The organism is Trichocoleus desertorum AS-A10, from assembly GCF_039962155.1.
In the GTDB taxonomy this organism is placed as follows: domain Bacteria; phylum Cyanobacteriota; class Cyanobacteriia; order FACHB-46; family FACHB-46; genus Trichocoleus.
Map to the genome: position 1 here is coordinate 71516 of NZ_JAMPKN010000019.1, position 17887 is coordinate 89402.

The 17887-nt window shown below is 49.3% G+C and carries 19 protein-coding genes; 7 read left to right on the top strand and 12 right to left on the bottom strand.

The features are described 5' to 3' along the window. Positions 1-67: 67 nt before the first annotated feature. Positions 68-871, bottom strand: a complete 804-nt coding sequence (locus NDA01_RS21040; RefSeq protein WP_348229486.1) for a glutathione S-transferase family protein — start codon at positions 869-871, stop codon at positions 68-70. Between the two features lie 124 nt (positions 872-995). Between NDA01_RS21040 and dtd the strand changes: the two genes are divergently transcribed. Further along, complete coding sequence (gene dtd, locus NDA01_RS21045) at positions 996-1451, top strand: D-aminoacyl-tRNA deacylase (RefSeq protein ID WP_348229487.1); 456 nt, start codon at positions 996-998, stop codon at positions 1449-1451. Positions 1452-1482: 31 nt separating this feature from the next. On the opposite strand, the gene NDA01_RS21050 is transcribed toward dtd, so the two are convergent. Continuing rightward, positions 1483-2367: a 4-hydroxybenzoate solanesyltransferase gene (locus NDA01_RS21050; protein ID WP_348229488.1), complete on the bottom strand. Its 885-nt coding sequence runs from the start codon at positions 2365-2367 to the stop codon at positions 1483-1485. 199 nt (positions 2368-2566) lie between these two features. Here NDA01_RS21050 and NDA01_RS21055 point away from each other — a divergent pair, with 199 nt between their 5' ends. Beyond that, positions 2567-4186, top strand: coding sequence for a Ppx/GppA phosphatase family protein (locus NDA01_RS21055; protein ID WP_431193480.1), 1620 nt, complete (start codon positions 2567-2569; stop codon positions 4184-4186). Positions 4187-4314: 128 nt separating this feature from the next. Next, positions 4315-6702: a GAF domain-containing protein gene (locus tag NDA01_RS21060; protein WP_348229489.1), complete on the top strand. Its 2388-nt coding sequence runs from the start codon at positions 4315-4317 to the stop codon at positions 6700-6702. A 3-nt stretch (positions 6703-6705) separates the two neighbouring features. On the opposite strand, the gene lpxD is transcribed toward NDA01_RS21060, so the two are convergent. From lpxD to NDA01_RS21090, 6 genes are all read right to left on the bottom strand, one after another. Continuing rightward, positions 6706-7788, bottom strand: coding sequence for a UDP-3-O-(3-hydroxymyristoyl)glucosamine N-acyltransferase (gene lpxD / locus NDA01_RS21065; RefSeq protein ID WP_431193481.1), 1083 nt, complete (start codon positions 7786-7788; stop codon positions 6706-6708). A gap of 146 nt (positions 7789-7934) precedes the next feature. Next, positions 7935-8357, bottom strand: a complete 423-nt coding sequence (locus NDA01_RS21070) for a hypothetical protein (RefSeq protein ID WP_348229490.1) — start codon at positions 8355-8357, stop codon at positions 7935-7937. A gap of 315 nt (positions 8358-8672) precedes the next feature. Continuing rightward, positions 8673-9179: a GNAT family N-acetyltransferase gene (locus NDA01_RS21075; RefSeq protein ID WP_348229491.1), complete on the bottom strand. Its 507-nt coding sequence runs from the start codon at positions 9177-9179 to the stop codon at positions 8673-8675. Between the two features lie 9 nt (positions 9180-9188). Continuing rightward, entirely contained in the window at positions 9189-10598 is a 1410-nt protein-coding gene (gene rlmD, locus NDA01_RS21080) for a 23S rRNA (uracil(1939)-C(5))-methyltransferase RlmD (RefSeq protein ID WP_348229492.1), read from the bottom strand. A 115-nt stretch (positions 10599-10713) separates the two neighbouring features. Further along, positions 10714-11361, bottom strand: coding sequence for a Uma2 family endonuclease (locus tag NDA01_RS21085; RefSeq protein ID WP_348229493.1), 648 nt, complete (start codon positions 11359-11361; stop codon positions 10714-10716). Between the two features lie 61 nt (positions 11362-11422). Further along, positions 11423-11857 (bottom strand): DUF29 domain-containing protein, encoded by a 435-nt coding sequence (locus NDA01_RS21090; protein WP_348229494.1) that lies wholly within the window; start codon positions 11855-11857, stop codon positions 11423-11425. A gap of 309 nt (positions 11858-12166) precedes the next feature. Between NDA01_RS21090 and NDA01_RS21095 the strand changes: the two genes are divergently transcribed. Both NDA01_RS21095 and NDA01_RS21100 read left to right on the top strand, forming a co-directional pair. Further along, complete coding sequence (locus NDA01_RS21095; RefSeq protein WP_190432299.1) at positions 12167-12652, top strand: allophycocyanin subunit alpha-B; 486 nt, start codon at positions 12167-12169, stop codon at positions 12650-12652. Positions 12653-12855: 203 nt separating this feature from the next. After that, the gene (locus tag NDA01_RS21100) at positions 12856-13458 is read left to right on the top strand and encodes a DUF8166 family protein (protein ID WP_348229495.1); all 603 of its coding nucleotides are present in this window, start codon (positions 12856-12858) and stop codon (positions 13456-13458) included. A 481-nt stretch (positions 13459-13939) separates the two neighbouring features. Here NDA01_RS21100 and NDA01_RS21105 read toward each other — a convergent pair whose 3' ends face one another. From NDA01_RS21105 to NDA01_RS21115, 3 genes are read right to left on the bottom strand one after another with little or no spacing between them, the layout of a single operon-like run. Continuing rightward, positions 13940-15466, bottom strand: a complete 1527-nt coding sequence (locus NDA01_RS21105; protein WP_348229496.1) for an NB-ARC domain-containing protein — start codon at positions 15464-15466, stop codon at positions 13940-13942. Further along, positions 15421-15930 carry a hypothetical protein gene (locus NDA01_RS21110; RefSeq protein ID WP_348229497.1) on the bottom strand — a complete coding sequence of 170 codons (510 nt, stop codon included), beginning with the start codon at positions 15928-15930 and terminating at the stop codon, positions 15421-15423. Before NDA01_RS21110 ends, NDA01_RS21105 begins: the two co-directional genes overlap by 46 nt. A 9-nt stretch (positions 15931-15939) precedes the next feature. After that, the gene (locus tag NDA01_RS21115) at positions 15940-16722 is read right to left on the bottom strand and encodes a class I SAM-dependent methyltransferase (RefSeq protein ID WP_348229498.1); all 783 of its coding nucleotides are present in this window, start codon (positions 16720-16722) and stop codon (positions 15940-15942) included. A 190-nt stretch (positions 16723-16912) separates the two neighbouring features. Between NDA01_RS21115 and NDA01_RS21120 the strand changes: the two genes are divergently transcribed. Continuing rightward, the gene (locus NDA01_RS21120) at positions 16913-17488 is read left to right on the top strand and encodes a Uma2 family endonuclease (protein WP_348229499.1); all 576 of its coding nucleotides are present in this window, start codon (positions 16913-16915) and stop codon (positions 17486-17488) included. A 42-nt stretch (positions 17489-17530) separates the two neighbouring features. Here the strand turns inward: NDA01_RS21120 and NDA01_RS21125 are convergent, their stop codons facing one another. Then, entirely contained in the window at positions 17531-17659 is a 129-nt protein-coding gene (locus tag NDA01_RS21125) for a hypothetical protein (RefSeq protein ID WP_348229500.1), read from the bottom strand. 131 nt (positions 17660-17790) lie between these two features. Between NDA01_RS21125 and NDA01_RS21130 the strand changes: the two genes are divergently transcribed. Further along, on the top strand, positions 17791-17887 hold a 97-nt coding region (locus NDA01_RS21130), incomplete at its 3' end, for a transposase-like zinc-binding domain-containing protein (RefSeq protein ID WP_431193408.1).

The following is a 17887-nucleotide window of genomic DNA, read 5'->3' on the forward strand; positions in this document are numbered from 1 at the left end:
ATGTGAACTCTCTTTATAGTGTGACCCACCTCGCTCAGCAGCAACATCCTCCAGTCAGGTGGTTTGCTTAGGCTCCTGCAAGATTGGTTGTAGGTTGGACGTTATGGCGCTCTTCTCGAAATAATCTGAGCGCGTAAGCAGCGGCTGGCATGGCCTGTAACTTTGCAACTTGCACTGCCATCTCCGGAGGCAACTCCTCAAATTCAAGTAGTGGGACGCCATACTCTTTCGGCATTAAGACAGGAGCCGCGAGAGCTGCGAAGGTTAAATCAGCAGCCGTGAAAGTATTGCCAACCAGATAACGACGACCATCCGATAGCCGCTGGCTGACCATTTCAAAAATATTCTTCGTTTCGTTGAAAGCTGTTGTTTCTGACTCAGCGTTGACATCTAGCGCCTGCGTGATCAACTGGCGAGTCAAGGGAAACAAGGTACGGGATAAGCGCTGTTCTAAAGTAGGCGTACCTTCACACCACATTTTCAGCGTCAAATCTTTCCTGGGTAGCAAGTGGAAGTAGACCCAGCAGCGCAGAGACACTCCCAAGCGCGCGTCAAACAATTCCTCCAGCTCCTCAACCTCTCGTCGCAAATCTGGGTCGCTAGGATATAGCTTGTGTTCAAGGGTGAAAACCTGATCTACGTACTGCAAGATTCGGGTTGAGTCAGCCACAACTTCTGTCTGCGTGACTAAGACTGGAACTTGGGCTCCACCTCCTAACTGCCAGGTAGCAAGACGACTGAATAAGGGAGCATGAGCTTCTTCCACGTAATCTACCTGAAGCCGATCCAGAGCCCACCGAGCTTTCTCGCAATAATGGCTCACTGGAATCGTGATTAGACGGAGGGTGGGGCTTTCAAGGGATGGGTTCATGTGGTTGATACCTGATGCCAACTTCAGCCGCCTATAACCTAGCTAGTTTCAGCCATAATTGCCATTAGTTCTGACTTAATCCAAAGGCGATCGCGCGGGAACAGTACCGTCCTATCTAAAAACTATGCGAGTGGTTATTCAACGAGTGAAATCTTCTCAAGTTACGGTTGCGGGTCAAGTGATTGGCAAAATTGGCCGCGGGTTAAATTTGCTAGTAGGAATTTCCAGCACCGACACAGAAGCTGAACTCGATTGGATGGCCCGAAAATGCTTGGAGCTGAGATTATTCCCTGACTGGGAAAGGGGCAATGGTCGCTTTGATCAATCGGTGCAAGAAATTGGAGGAGAACTCCTAGTGGTTAGCCAGTTTACGCTGTACGGAGACTGTCGCAAGGGGCGTCGTCCTTCCTTTGACCAAGCGGCTGCCCCGGCGATCGCCGAACAACTCTACGAGCAATTTGTGGCTAAGCTCCGCCAAAGTGGCCTCAAAGTAGAGACTGGCAAATTCGGAGCCATGATGGAAGTCGCGATCGAGAATGATGGCCCAGTGACGATGTTGCTAGAGCGTGAAGCGCCTTGAATGACATACGAGCGGTGCGTTGCAACGCACCCTACAGGACTGCGCCTGCTACCATTCCTGCTAGCAAGATAAAGCCTAACCAAACATTCTGGCGGAACATTTGGCCGTAAGCGGTTACAGGGAGTTGATGCTGTCTCAAACGGATAAACTGCCAGGCCCAACCTGCTACGGCGATCGCCCAGGTGAGCCAAAAGCTGAAGTGTAACTGCATCTCTAAGCCCAGCCAAGCCAGCAATAGCGCTGTGCCGATGTAGAACAAGCCAATGGCAGCAGCAGTTCTGGGGCCAAAAAATAAGGCACTGGAGTTGACTCCAATGCGGCGATCGTCTTCGCGATCGGGCATGGCGTAAACGGTATCGAAGCCTAGTGTCCAAAGGACGGTGGCTCCCCATAGCAGCCAGGCAGGGAATTCTAAGCGTCCCGTGACGGCGCTCCAGCTAATTAGCACCGCGAAACCCCAGGCGATCGAGAGAATCAGTTGGGGGACCGGGAACACCCGCTTGGCCGAGGGATATAACAGGATGACTGGAACCGCGGCGACGCAGAGCCAAAAACTCAAAGGGTTGAGGTACAGGGCTAAGCCCCAAGCACAAAGCAAGGAAACCAGTAGCACCACAAACCCTGTTTTGACGGAGAGGGCACGGGAAGCTAGGGGACGGTTGCGGGTGCGCTGCACTTTGGGATCAATATTGCGGTCCCAGAGGTCATTCACCACACAGCCAGCTGCACTGGTCGCCAAGCTGCCTAAGATGATCACGCCGACTAGGAGAAGTGGGGGTGTACCCCGTGCCGCCAGAAACACCGCCCACAACGCCGGAAGCATGAGGATCAAGCGTCCTTCTGGTTTATCCCACCGCAAAAGCCGAATCACAGTTAGCCAGGTGGGTTCAGGTCGTTGCTCAGGCTGGGTCAGCATGGGTTGAGGGGTAAAACTTGTTACAATTCCTAATCTTTTAGAATATCGCTGTTCTAGGTGCAGCAATTCGCTTTTATTAGCGAAAAACTGCCGCGATCGCCCACTTCAACTCTTAAAGCAGGGAAAAGCAGCAGAGGGCAACGTGCCGCGATAAGATCAGGGCGATCGCAGATTCAGCGCAAAAGGCAGAGGCAGTTCGGTGAGCGTTCCCATCTCGGCTGAGCAAGACCGCATTCTTGCGGCCATCGATATTGGCACTAATTCTATTCACATGGTCGTGGTCCGGGTTCAGCCCACTTTGCCCGCCTTTAGCATCATGGCTCGCGAGAAAGACACGGCTCGGCTGGGCGATCGCGACCCCGAAACCGGAGACCTCACCCCTGCGGCGATGGGACGGGCGATCGCGGCGTTGAAGCGTTGTAAAGATATTGCCACTTCGCTCAATGCCGAACAGATTATTGCCGTGGCCACTAGTGCGGTACGGGAAGCGCCCAACGGCAAAGACTTTGTCAAGCAAGTGGAAGCCGAGGTTGGCATCATCGTCAACTTGGTTTCGGGGCAGGAAGAAGCCCGACGCATCTACTTAGGCGTGCTGTCGGGGATGGAGTTTGATAATAAACCTCATGTGATTATTGATATTGGGGGTGGTTCTACCGAGTTGATTTTGGGTGACGGGCACGAACCACGCACGCTCAGCAGCACTAAGATTGGAGCCGTTCGCTTGACGGCAGAATATGTCAGTACTGACCCGATTAGCAACGCAGAGTTTCAATATCTGCAAGCTTACATTCGGGGCATGATCGAGCGTCCGGTGGGGGAGTTACGCGCTCACCTCAAGCCTGGAGAAGTGCCGCGTTTAGTTGGCACCTCTGGCACTGCGGAAACGGTAGCGATGCTGCATGCCCGCGAAAAGCTCGGCATCATTCCCGATCCATTAAACGGGTATCAAGTCTCGCTGGCCGATCTGCGAGAAATTCTGGCGCGACTGCGGCGGCTTAGTTTTACGGAACGGCTGACGCTACCGGGGATGTCCGAGCGTCGGGCTGAAATCATTCTGGCTGGAGCCTTGATTTTGCAGGAAACAATGGCTTTCTTGGAAATCGATAGCTTCACTATCTGCGAACGGGCTTTGCGTGAAGGTGTGGTCGTCGATTGGATGCTCACTCACGGTCTGATTGAAGATCGGTTGCGCTACCAAAGTTCGGTGCGGCAGCGGAGTGTGAAGCGGGTGGCGCGGAAGTATCAGGTGAATCTGGACTATAGCCAGCGCATCGCGGCCTTTGCCACCAGCTTATTTGACCAAACTCAAGGTTGGTTGCATTTGTGGGGTGAGGAAGAAAAAGAACTGCTGTGGGCTGCGGCTATCTTGCACAACTGCGGCCACCATGTGAACCATGCCTCCCACCATAAGCACTCCTACTACTTAATTCGCAACGGCGATTTACTCGGCTATACCGAAATCGAAGTTGAAACGATCGCGAACCTAGCTCGCTACCACCGCAAAAACACGCCGAAAAAGAAACACGAAACCTACCGCAATCTCACCAGCAAAAAACATCGGCGCGTCGTTGAGCAACTCAGCCCTCTATTGCGCCTAGCAGTCGCCCTCGATCGCCGCCAAATTGGGGCAGTGCAACAGATCCGCTGTGAGTACCGGGCCGAGACGAAAGAATTGTATCTCTGGCTCCAACCGACTCAACCCACCGATGACTGTGCTTTGGAATTATGGAGTGTGGATTACAAGAAAAGTGCCTTCGAGGCAGAGTTTGGCATTAAGTTAATCGCCACGCTGGAAGCGGCTCCGGTTCAAGTTCCCTAGCGATCGCCTTGCTCTTTGTAAACCCGTACTGAGTCAAAAATTTTACTAAATCTATTTAAACATACTCAGTTATCCTCATTCTGCTGGGGCATCCTAAAAGATAGCCATTACGACCCAGCAGGATTTGTATGCAAGGCCCCAATCAGCCGCTAAATCAGAGTTGCTGTTGCTACATCCATTGCTGTAGAAACGATTCTAGAGACCAAGCGATCGCTGGGACAAAACAAGCTCAACCGGAAGGCGATCGCACTCATATAGAAACAGCTTTACGAGAAAGCGAAGAACGGTATCGCCAACTGGTAGAGCTTTGTCCTGACGCTATTTTTATTCAGCGTGGTGGCAAATTTGTGTTTCTTAATCCAGCCGCTGTCCAGTTCTATGGCGGCACCTGCGCTGAAGATTTAATCGGCACTTTTGTATTACAGCGTGTCCATCCCGATTATCAAGCTTTAGTTCGAGCTCGTATGCAGCAGCTCCAACTAAGTGAGATTCCTGCGCCCCTAATGGAACAAAAACTTTGCCGCTTGGATGGCACAGTAGTGGATGCTGAGGTCACGGCTATTCCACTGACCTACCAAGGTGAACCTGCAACTCAAGTAGTGCTGCGAGATATTACAGAACGCCGAAGAGTCGAAGCTGCCCTCAGAGAGAGTGAAGCTCAGCTCAAGCTAGACATCCTTGAGCGGCAACAGACAGAAGAGCTACTGCGACAGCAAAGCCAGAGAGAGCGGTTAATTGCGAGCGTTGCCCAGCAAATTCGCCAATCTTTGCATCTCGATACCATCCTCAGCACCACGGTTGAAAATATTCGTCACTGCTTAGAGAGCGATCGCGTCACGATCTACCGTTTGGATGGCAGCAGTCAAGGGCGATTTGTGGCTGAATCTGTAGGCCTAGAGTGGCCTTCGCTGCTACGCACCACCATGCGCCAATCCTGGTTGAAACACTATCTCGACCAGTATCAACAAGGATTGGTTTCTGTCTTCGTGGATGTGCAACAGGCAGAGTTTTCACCGGGAATGAAACGGTTTTTGCAGCGTTACCAAGTGCAAGCGGGTCTAGCAGTGCCAATTTTGCAAGGGCAAAAGCTCTGGGGATTGCTCATGGTGCATCAGTGCCGCACCTCCCGTGATTGGCAAGCCCACGAAATCGATTTGCTGCAACAGTTGGCAGCCCAAGTCGCGATCGCCATTCAACAATCAGAACTGTTTCAGCAGGTGAAGCAGTTGAATGCTGTATTGGAAGATCAAGTCCAGGAACGGACCGCTCAGCTTGCCCAAGCCCTCAACTTTGAAGCGCGGTTGAAGCGAATTACCGATAAGGTGCGCGACAGCCTAGATGAAGACCACATCCTCACCACCGCAGTACAAGAATTGGCCTTGGGTCTAGAGGTGCGTTGTTGTGATACTGGAATCTACAATGCTGCCCACACAACTTCTACGATTACTCATGAATATAGTGATAGCTTGTCAGCCGTTGGTCAAACTATAGAGATGACTGCTAGACCAGACATTTACCAGCGGCTTTTGCAAGGCCAGCATCTGCAATTTTGTATCTGCGATGGCTTGCTCATTCGATCGATCCAAAATTCCTCAATGATTCTGGCTTGCCCCATCGTTGATGACCAAGGCGTACTGGGAGATCTCTGGCTCTTTCGCCCCAACACGGATACGTTTAATGAGCTGGAAATTCGCCTAGTGCAGCAGGTGGCAAACCAATGTGCGATCGCGATTCGGCAGGCGCGGCTGTATCAAGCGGCTCAAGCGCAAGTTGCCGAGCTAGAGAAATTGAATCGGCTCAAAGATGATTTTCTCAGCACCGTTTCTCATGAATTGCGGACTCCAATGTCCAGCATCAAAATGGCAACTCAGATGCTAGAAATGAGTTGGGTCAAGGCAGGGAAACTCGTTTCTGATCCGTCCGATCGCACCTCACGATACTTTCAAGTTCTAAATGATGAATGCGATCGCGAAATTAAACTGATCAACGATCTGCTCGACTTAACTCGTTTAGATGCCGAAACCGAACCACTCCTCTTCACTGCCATTAACCCGCATTGTTGGATTCCCAGCGTAGTCGAGCCATTTTTAGAGCAGGCCCGCCAGCAAGAACAACAGTTGCAAGTGCAGTTGCCTGCGGAATTGCCAACTTTGCACACCGATCTCGACATTTTGGAGCGCATCCTGACTGAGTTGCTCAGCAATGCCTGTAAGTACACGCCTCGGCAAGCGGCGATCGCAGTGACAGCTCAGGTCAACTTAGAATTCTTTTGTCTCAGTGTGCAAAACTCTGGCGTGGAAATTGCCGCCGTGGAACTAGAGCATGTCTTTGATAAGTTCTACCGCATCCCCAACCATGATCCTTGGAAGCATGGTGGCACAGGCTTAGGACTAGCTCTAGTGAAAAAACTAGTAGAGCATTTGAGCGGTACCATCCAAGCAACGAGTCAGGCGAATCAGGTCAGTTTTACGGTGCAACTGCCGATCGCACCTCCCCGTTTAGCTGAAGTACTGTAGCTATTACTCCGCCTTTCCCAAACGTCGTTGCAGTTGCCTAAAAGCTTGGTACATTTCTGGCAACCGCTTGTAAATGGCGGAAGCTTTCAAATAGATTTTGTTGTCTACGGCTGGACTGCCCGACACGATCGCCCCTGGCTCCACATCCCCATGAATCCCAGATTGCGCCGTCGCGATCGCCCCATCTCCCACCGTAGATTGGTTGGCAACTCCCACTTGGCCCGCCAAGATGACGCGATTGCCAATTTTGACTCCGCCTGCCATGCCTACTTGAGCTGCCATCGCGCACGCTTCTCCCACGTTACAACCGTGAGCGATATGCACCATATTATCGAGCTTGGTATTGCGGCCAATCCGGGTTTCCCCGACAGCAGGACGGTCAATTGTGGAGTTGCAACCTACCTCTACCCCATCCTCTAGCACTGTGTAACCCGACTGCTCCATCTTGTACCAACCTTCTTTGGTCGGAACAAATCCAAAGCCTTCTGAACCGATCGCTGCGCCAGAGTGAATTACACAATCATTGCCAATGCGGGTGCGCTCATGAATCACACAGTTGGCATGGAGTGTGGTGCGATTCCCAATCTGCACTTCTGGATAAACCACCACATTCGGATGAATGCACACATCATCGCCAATCTTTGCGTTTGCCTGAACCACCACATGCGGCCCAATGTAAGCGTTCTGTCCTACCTGAGCCGACGGATGAATCACAGCGGTAGGATGAATTTCGGAAGTGGGACGGAAGGGCTGGTAGAACAGGGCGATCGCTTGAGCAAACACCAATCGCGGTTGGGATGTGGCAATCCAGGCAATGCCTCGTTCTGTTGCTTGTGCCTGTAATGCTTCGTTCGGTGGCAAAATTAAAGCACTCGCCGCTGTTTTTCCTACTTCAGCCGCAAACTTGTCGCCCTCAATGTAACTGAGCTGACCAGCCACCGCTTCCTCTACTGCCGCAACGCCTTGCAGCTCTGGGTCGCAGGTGAGGTTGCTGGTCAAGCTATTACTAGTCGCAACAGCACTGAGGGGTTGAATAATTTGACTAAACTTCATCGCAAACAGGCAACAAGAGGTGGCGTAACGCATGGTAAGCCGTAATTGAGGCGATCGGCAACTTTTGCAACAAGACTCATACAAGCCAAAACACCTAAAACCCCTCTAGCTGCAGTCTAGAAGGGGCTTTAGGTGTTTAACCTAGGTTATTAACGATCGCTTAAAGCAAACTGATTTTGTTATTGAGCAAAGACAACGACATCTCCGCCACTCAACACCTCAATTGCCACCACATCATTAATGGCAACATCATTATTGTTCAATACGTTCTTGATAACTTCGTTGTTGTTAAGTGACCGACGCAGAACATCAATCTCTACGTTATTACGATTTAGCGCGTTGTTAAGTGCTTCAACATTATTGCCGTTAAGCACATCTTCAACATTCACAACCCGCACATTTTCAACAGTTAGGTTGTTCAAAGCTTCCAAATTGGTAATTTGAACTGCAATGTTATTCAGAGCAGAAATGAGATTGCCAACAGTTGCTTGTGTAGCTGTCTGGGCGCTTGCGGGCTCTTGCATGAGAGTAACTGCGGGAATACCTAGCATGAGGATGCCAGCACTCAGCATAGAAGCCAATCGTACTTGTTTGTTCTGCATATGGAACCTCCTAAGGTTTTTTGCCTAAACTAGAAGTTTACGCAGTCAACTGAGCAAAACACTGCCTGTAGGGCCAAGCTTAGGAGCTGAACTCTACTTGTAGTGTTTTGGTGTTGAAGCACGCAACTGTCAACTACGTTACAGTTTGATTTTTTTAGCCACGTCTGTCATATGAGTTACTTTTTTCTATCCAGATAAATACGCCTTTGGTCTGAAGGATAAACAGTTCCCCAAAATGGAAAAAACTTTAGGACAGATGCAGAAGGAAGCTTTGGTCGTTAAGATTTAGGGTCATGTGTATCTAGGGCCGTGAGTCTATAAGCCTGCAAACGCAGAGGGATAAATTACTTTGCCTGGGTATCCCTGTTGTTCCGGTTGCAGGAATGTCACCATAAAGAACTCCGCCGGAACTGGAAAAGGGGATTCAATTCCATAGGCTACAGATGCTTCAAAGCCAAAGCGGCTATAGAATGAAGGATGTCCTAAAACAATGGCGATCGCCTCTCCTCGCTCCTCCGCTTTCGCCATTCCTGCCTGAACTAAAGCACTGCCAATTCCCTGGCGTTGATATTGTGGATGTACCGCTAAAGGAGCTAAACCTAAAACAGGCAGTGTTTCCGCACCTACCAAGTCGATGTAGCTAAAAAGGATATGTCCGACGACTACTCCCTCTTTCTCTGCCACTAAAGCCAGTTCAGGGATATAGCGATCGGACAATCGAATCTTTTCTACTAGGCGGGCTTCCTCTCCCTGCTCAAACGCTGCAAGTAAGAGGTCTGCGATCGCCGCATAGTCTGCGGGGGTTTCAGTGCGGATATGCATCTCCAGCCATCAAGATTGACGCTCTAGAAATGCTGCACATTCTACGTGAGCTGTTTGCGGGAAGAAGTCGGCAGGTTGAGCTTTGACCAAGCGATAATTGCCTTCCTGACAGAGGATCTTCAGGTCACGGGCTTGAGTGGCGGGTTTGCAGCTCACATAGACAATCCGCTGGGGCTGTATTTGCAGCAACGTCTCTAACACCGCGCGATCGCAACCTTTACGAGGCGGATCGAGCAGCACCACATCCGGTTGCACAGACAGCGTGCGTAACACCTGTTCTACTGGACCCGCTTGAAACGCCACATTTGTGATGCCATTTAGTTCTGCATTCAGTTGGGCTTGCGCGATCGCTTCCGGCTGCAGTTCTAGACCGATCGCCTGCTTCACCCGTTTTGCCAACGGCAACGTGAATGTTCCCACCCCGCAATAGGCATCGATCAAAGTTTCATGGCCTTGCAAATCTAATTGGCTAATCACTTTTCGTAACAGCGCTTCTGCTTGCTCGGTATAGACCTGAAAGAACGTCGTGGCATGGATTTGAAACTGCAAACCCCCAAACTTTTCATTCAAGTAAGACTGGCCCGCAATGCAGCGAGTTTCATCCCCAAAGATTGCGTTGGTTTTGTGTGAGTTGATATTGAGGGAGACACCGACTAACTCAGGGTAGCGATTCAACCAGTCCTGTGCTTGGTCTTCCAAACCGGATAAGTTGGCATCCTTTGCCACCAAAATTAGTAAAATTTCCCCAGTGCGGCGACCAATCCGCAATCCCAAATGGCGAACCTTACCCCGGTGCTGCTTTTCGTCATAAATGCCCCAACCCCGCTGATAAATATCTTGCTTGACTTCAGCTAGCAAAGGATTCAAACGAGCATCTTGGATCGGGCACTGATTCAGGTTAACTAGATGATGACTGCCTTTTTGGTAGTACCCTGCCTGCACTTGCCCTGCCTGCGATCGTCCCAAAGGATACGTCGCTTTGTTGCGGTAAGCCAAATCTGCTTCTGCACCTAAAATTGGCTCTACAGGCGGCTCACTAAAACCACCAATCCTTTCTAAGGCTTGAATCACTTGGTTGCGTTTGGCTTTGAGCTGATAGGCATAGTCAATATGCTGCCACTGGCAACCGCCACATTTATCCGCCACAATGCAACGAGGCCGAATGCGGTTGGGCGATGCTTCGATGATCTGCATCAATTTGCCCTGAGCATATTGCGGCTTCACAAGTACTAAGCGCACCGAGACGCGATCGCCAGGAACGGTATCGGGCACAAATACCACTCGCTCACTAAAGCGACCCACACCTTCCCCACCATCGGTTAGGTCATAAATTTCAATTTCTACCAACTCCCCTTGCCGCCATTGTTCGGTCGTAGGATCAGTGGCATGGTTTGCAGGTGTGGTTCGGGGAGTAGACACAATACTTTCCTTAATAAGTCAAATCACTGCGATCGCAGCAACCTTTCTATTTTGACGTGTAGAAACCCCGTTGCGTGCAACCCACGTGAATTCTAAAAATGCAGAATTGCGATCGCTACTGTTTTTGCACTTCCGCCAGAAACCAAGCACCCACTTGGCTATTATCCGTCTGGCGGCTACGCTGTAGAGCTTCTTCTAGGAGAGCGATCGCGAGTCCTGGCAATACCTGAGATTGAGCAATGCGTTGGCTGGCACGATCGGGCAAAATTCTAAAAGCTGTAATGCTTGCTTGCTGCACATCTACCACCCAATATTCCGCCACACCTACATCTTCGTACAGCAGCCGCTTCACTCCTAAATCATCAGCCAAAGACGTACCGGCAATCTCGATCGCTAAATCCGGAGCAGGTGTGCTGTCCAAATCCACCACCGAACTTCCTTGCGGCGATAGTGAGGCGCGATCGCCAATGTAGTAAGACAAATCAGGCTGACACTCCCGCACACCTCTCTTGCGGTACGAACAGTTAGAGAGCGATCGCATCGGTAAGCCTTTGGCAATACCAAACAGGTTGACCAAAATATCAATCAGACTGTTATCGGTTGCATGATTTGGCCCTACAGGTGACATTTCTATCCTCATTTGCCCATTGTGATAGTAGCCCTTGGCCTTCGTATAGGTAGGACTCGCGATCGCCTGCTCATACTCCTCCCAAGTCGCTGATACCCAAATATCGATTGGTAGCGTTGTCTGCACACTAATCATCAGCTTGGCTCACAACAATTTGTAATTGGTAGCGATCGCAAATTCAGAATTACCATAGGCATTACTCATTGAGCATAAATTCATCGCTTAAAGCCTGCTCCAGTTGATAAGGGCAGTCTTCAGGAAAGGTTTCGTAGGGTAAATTAGTTTCTCGAACTGCCAAGTCTAAGCCGTCTTCATACCCTTCTTGCAGAGCTTCCTCCAGATAGGAAGACAGGCTGGGGTTTTGTTCAAGTAATCTTTTAATCTTGCGGCGTTGTTCCCGAATTGTGGCCTGCCAGCTACTTCCTTGAAGGTCGGGTTGGTACTGCCACTTCAGCAGATGTCCCAGTAGAACACCTAGACGATTAACTAGCTCCCGTCGCTCTTGCCTACCCAACGTTTCAATTTCCTCAATCAAATTCGCCACGTCAACCAGTTCCCACTGCTGCGCCCTCAGCAATTTGGCTTGCTCTTGCGTCCAAGCATAGAAATCGGCTTCGTAGAGTGTGTTCATGGTCTTTGGGTCGGCTTCTAACACTCGTTTGTCACTCCTATACTGAGACTCACAATCTAGCTGGTTCTATTTACTCAGTGTAGCGATCGCCCCTCTTGCAGACTCATGGCTTATATTGCTCACTTAGACCTAAGCGGCTCTTTTGCACTGTAGAAGCATTAAATTTTACAAAACTTTTTACTTTCTCATAAAGCCACAAGTTAGGCTCTTCATGGCAGAGCCTATCCCTTACATTGGGAGACTCCTTGCTTTATTTGCGTCCCCAAGAGTCGCTAAACTACGAAGTGATACCTAAGTACCGCAACAATTATGAGTGTAGTTAGCCAAGTCATTCTTCAAGCAGACGACGAACTCCGCTACCCCAGCTCTGGTGAACTCAGAAACATCAGCGAATTTCTCAAGACTGGTGCCCAGCGGATGCGTATTGCTGCCGCTCTCGCTGAGAATGAGAAAAAAATTGTGCAAGAAGCCAGCAAGCAACTGTGGCAGAAGCGCCCCGACTTTATCTCGCCAGGTGGTAATGCTTACGGCGATCGCCAACGTGCCCTGTGCCTACGTGACTTCGGGTGGTATCTGCGCCTTGTCACCTACGGTGTGCTAAATGGCGACAAAGAACCTATCGAAAAAATTGGCTTGATCGGCGTGCGGGAAATGTATAACTCCCTAGGTGTTCCCGTTCCTGGCATGGTGGAATCCATCCGATGCTTAAAGCGGGCATCTTTAGCGCTGCTCAGTGAAGAAGACGCTGTGGAAGCGACTCCTTACTTCGATTACTTGATTCAAGCTATGTCCTGAGCATTGAACTCCGTTTTCAGTATCAGCACAGTTGTGAATCTAACGTTTTTTGTGAATTTTAGTACGCGTTTAGTTTGATTCTCAGTTGGCAAATTGGCTTCCCCGCAGTTGGTGGAAGTTTCTGGCTCATACAGTCGGAAATTTCCACCAACTGTGGGGAAATTTTCATTTTCACAACAGTCTTGCAGAAGGGGAGAGTCTAGATGCAGCTCGGCAAAGTGGTCAAATCCAATTCCCACTGCGACTACGTGGTGCAACTCAACGACGAAATGGGCGTGCAAGCGCCACCCAGTCCCGAAGAATATGGTTTTGGTTGCTTTGTCAAGCTCGAAACTGAGAAACGTCACTGGGCTGTCGGGTTAATCTATAACTCGCAACTCTTTAACCCCAACTTCCTCAATTCAGGGCCACGGCTTTCGAGCGAACCCGACCCGATCTTTACCCCCGATCTAATTAATGAAACGCGCGTTCTCCTGGGCACTGTCTTGATCGGCACGATGGAGCGCCAAGACAACGGGCTTTATGGACAGCATGGCATCCCCAGCATTGTGGTTCCAGTCAATACTCCTGTCTATAAAATGACTGAGAGTGAAATTCATTGCTTTCACCTTAGCCAAGAGGGCCGACCACAATTTCGGTACTACAGCCATCTTTTGCGGGCGGGTGGTGCGTTTGCCTCCCAGCTAACCCATCAAGTTTTAGAAGCTTTGATCAAAAGTGATTTCTTTACGGGACCAGACCAACGGGCACTGCAAATTCTTTGTAAGGAGTTGTCCTGGAAAAATACGATGGGTGCGATTCGCTAACCATTCATCAATTCCAAAGCAATAAAAAACCGACAGAATCCATTGGAAGCTGTCGGCCAGTCGTGTGTTCCCTGTTGATGACTCGGCTAGAGTTGAGTCATTCATAAGTATGTATGTTGTAGGTTGAAACAAGCGCGATCAAGATCATCTAAACTTGTGATCTTCATCACAGATTAGTTAGCCCAAAATTGATCCAGCAATTTTTATGCTGAGCTAACTTCAAAACTGTTTGTTTTTAGGCTTTGGCTATGATGAAATGCAGTCTTGCAGCTTCTATAAAGCCTGCTCCAGAAGCATTAGGTGCACTATTTGTACTTGCATAGGTAGGGCATGTTGCCTTGGTTTGACTGAGTTTGGTATTTCTCGGATCGGTAGTTAGTACTTGTGTTAATGTATTGATTGCTACATTTAATCTTAAGATTAATCTATCGAGAAATTGAATTGAATGCGATCGCTCACTCATTGCGGAAATAGCGACTAATCAATGAATTGGGTCTAAATTAAGCTGTGTCAGCAGGGCCATGATGTTGCAACCGACATAACCAATCACGAGGGGAGATTGCTCTTTTAGGAGCGGCAAAATTTGCTGCAAGACGGATGGAAGGGCTGCACCATAAATACGCCACAATCTTTCTCGTAACTGAATCAAAATGCGATCGCCTTTAATATCGTCTGTACCAGGGCGCATCAGCCAATGGGTTCTCAGCAGTTTGAACCCACGAACATCATGGCTCTGCAAGACCTGTTCAACTTCCTGGGTTGCTTGGGCAATCAACGCTTCTGTGACCAATTTCATGATTAGCGGCTGTAGGGTAAAGGCAGGTTCGTTGGTACTAAAACATTTTTCTAGAAGCGATCGCCGTTCTAGATTTGCCAAGGCTTCTAACACCAGAGACAGGTCAGGGGAATGCAGGAGATGAGTTTGCAGGCGACAGAAGGAGATCGGTTCCTGCCAAATTGCTAGCCAGTAGACAAGTTCTCGCTCTAGGTTCGAAAGCTGGCCGAGTTGCTGATTGAGGACATCTCGCAGGCGATCGTCTAGAACTAAGGTCTTTTGGTTGAGGAAGGCTGCGATACTGCCACCCAAAATAAACTGAATCAGGGGGGTCACTAGTTTGAGGGCGAGAGGATTGCCACTATAAAGGCGGCTTAGAGCTAACAGCTCCATTTGATTGCCCGTGACGCCACCTGCTTTTAATAGCTCTATGGCTTCCGATTGGAGCAGGCCTTGCAAAGTCATAGAGCGCACTGATGCTCTATTTCGGGCCACTTCTTCCAGCTCTGACAAACGTTCTCGGCTAGTCAGCAGAATGCAGCTTTGATGAGTTGCAGGTAGGAGATAGGTGAGGAGAAACAGAGTATATGTGTTCTCCTGCTTCAAGACAGTTTCTAGCCCATCGAGAATAAGTAGACAGCGATGTTGCTGGAGATGCTGGATGAGTTGGTGGACCCGCTGCTGAAAGGTTTGGGGAATAGCTGGATCGAACGGCTGAAGGATACTGTCTAGCAGGTGGTGAAAAGAAGGCGCAGATCGCAGCGATCGCCAAATTACAAAGCTAAACTCCGTTTGAACTCGTTCTGTCAAAGCTAGAGCTAGAGCCGTTTTGCCAATGCCCCCCAGACCTGCGATCGCCACAATTTCACAGCGATCGCTCACAATCCATTGCTCTAACTGTTGGAGTTCTGGCTCTCGTCCGTAAAAAGCTTCGACATCGGGGGCTTCATCAAGGTCTAGGTGAGGAGTGAGGAGTGGGGAATTAGGAGGTGGAGAAGAGAGTTCTAGAGGTTCTGCGATCGCTTCCCAGTCGCTAATTCCTACAGCTTGACAGAGCGCAATAAAGATATCTGGTTGAATGCGATCGCCTTGCCAAAAACGACGGAGGGTGGCTCTAGAAGTATTAGCGTCTTGCCACCAGCGAGCTGTGCTGGTTTTAGTCCAACCACGACGCTGCCGCGCCCGATCTACGATCGCCAATCCTTCACTCGATGCCCGTAGCGACTTCGCCATATATCCATCTCCGTGAGAAAAAATGCTCGTAGCTTTGCTGCTGGTCTGAGTGCCCCTAGTCTTGCAAAGTCTTCATCCTCCTCAACCTGCTGCCAAAATGCCTCTTCATCCTCTGCTGTTCCCAGGACAACCCAAGGGTGACCAAATCGTGTTTCTGCCACCCATAAATCTAGATAGAATCTGCCATGTTCTTGGTGCAGCTCCTCCCCAATCGGAGCATTTTGCAATTCTCCTATCAGAGTGACTACATGGAATTCAGCGCATTCATTAGCTAGCTGCTCTGCTCTATATACTTCGATTAAAGCCTCTCTAATTCGGTCTGCAACCTCAACTACATAGTTATACTCACCTGCATCAGCATTACTAAACGCTGCCTGCTCTACTTTCAGCAGGAGGTAATGGCTACAGTTCGCATCCTCTTGGGCTAATCGATACAGGCTAAATATCTCAAGCGAGATTCCCATCTATCGCAATTACTGGATAACGCATAGGTAATAAAGCCACATATCAGAATTGGAACGCAGTTCAGCTTCACTGGTTATTTGCAACCCAGTCTTCCATGAATAGACTTTAACCTCGCTAAAGTTTGGTGCCAACTGCTGAAGCTGCGTTTCGGGTCTAATGTAATAGGTTTTTAGGCGAAAGTTGTGGGATTCATCGCTGACAATGACATGACTAGATGCTTTTAACTGTTCCAGCGTGAATGAACGATTAATCAAGCGCAGAATGGTGAACATCACCAGATTGACATAGGTGGTAATTGGGTTGAAACTCAGGTGTTTTCTTAAGTCGAATTCTCGTTCTAGTCCCTGAAGATTGTGGCTGGAGAAGAAGAAATGTCCTCCAGGCTTGCCAACTCTACGAATTTCTTGAAAAACCTTTAAGCGATCGCTGTGAGAAACAAAATCAATTCCGTTGAAACTGAACAGAATAAAGTCAAAAGAATTATCTTCAAATCGGCTCAAATCTCTAGCATCACCCACTTCCAATCTGAGGTCTGGAGAAGCTACAAATCGTTTTTGGCAAGCGGCGACCATTTCAGCGGAGTAATCGATGCCAACATATTCTGCGACTACCCGAGCAAAGTGCTGAGTTGTGCGCCCGCCGCCAACACCAAGATCAAGCATTTTCATACTCGACCAGCGATCGCGAAAAAGCTCCAGAATTGTTTCTTCAGCAGGTTGTAGCAGCTTTAACTGGGCATAGTGTTGCACCACGCTAAAGGCTGCGTAGGTTTTCTGATTAATGCCGTCCATCTTCTCTAATTTGCAATACCGTGCGATCGCGGCATCTGAGCTAAAAAATCCTTCACTAGGATATCGGGTTTTTGCCCTTAGCCAGAGCGTTGACGATGGATTCTAGCTCGATTGAGCCAATAGCCTTTGCGATCGCCCGCCGCCCCTTTAGCCGAAGTTATACTGAGAGCATTCCCTTGATTCTCTACGGATGGCTGTGTTTACAATCAATCTGGAGCCAGTAATTCACATTACGGATGAGCAGTTTTATGAGCTGTGTCAGGCAAATCCGGATGTGAAGCTTGAGCGGAGTGTGGCTGGAGAACTGATTGTTATGGCACCCACGGGAGGAGAAACGGGCAGTTATAACTCGGAAATCAATGCTGATTTTGTGATTTGGAATCGGCAAACTCGGCTAGGTAAGGTTTTCGATTCTTCGACTTGTTTCAAATTGCCTCAAGGTGGAGACCGATCGCCCGATGTGGCTTGGGTGGCGCTGCAGCGGTGGAATGCCCTAAGCCCAGAACAACAGCGCAAGTTTCCACCCATTGCCCCAGATTTTGTCTTGGAATTGCTCTCTCCTACGGATAGCCTAGAGAAAACTCAAGCCAAGATGCAGGAGTATATGCGTAGCGGTGTGAGATTGGGTTGGCTGATTGACAGGGACAATCGTAGGGTTGAAATCTACCGACCAGGCCAGCCAGTGGAAGTTCTGGCAGCACCCAATCAACTCTCTGGAGAAGATGTTTTACCTGAATTTATACTGGATTTAAAAACAGTTTGGTAACAGGCGATCGCCACATTAATAACGATGGGCGACATCATCTTATTACAAGCCCTGTTCTTGATACATGACTTCTCTTAAAACTCGAATCGCAAGAAACGCCATTTTTTCTAATTCTTTTTCATAATATTTAGGTCTTTCTAGCAGGTCAGCATCCTCACCAGGATCATTCACGTGAACCCATTTATTGCGATATTTCCTTAATTTATGTAAGTTCACCTTCAAACTTAGAGAAAGCGGGGACTGTTCTATAAGAACATAGGGCGTTGCTGAAAAAGTAATGCTGACTTTGGCACAATGAAGGTATGAAATGTCCTCAATGTCACTCCACTCACACGGCTAAAAACGGTCACCGTCGCGGCAGACAGTGCTATCAGTGCAAGCAGTGTGGTCGCCAATTTC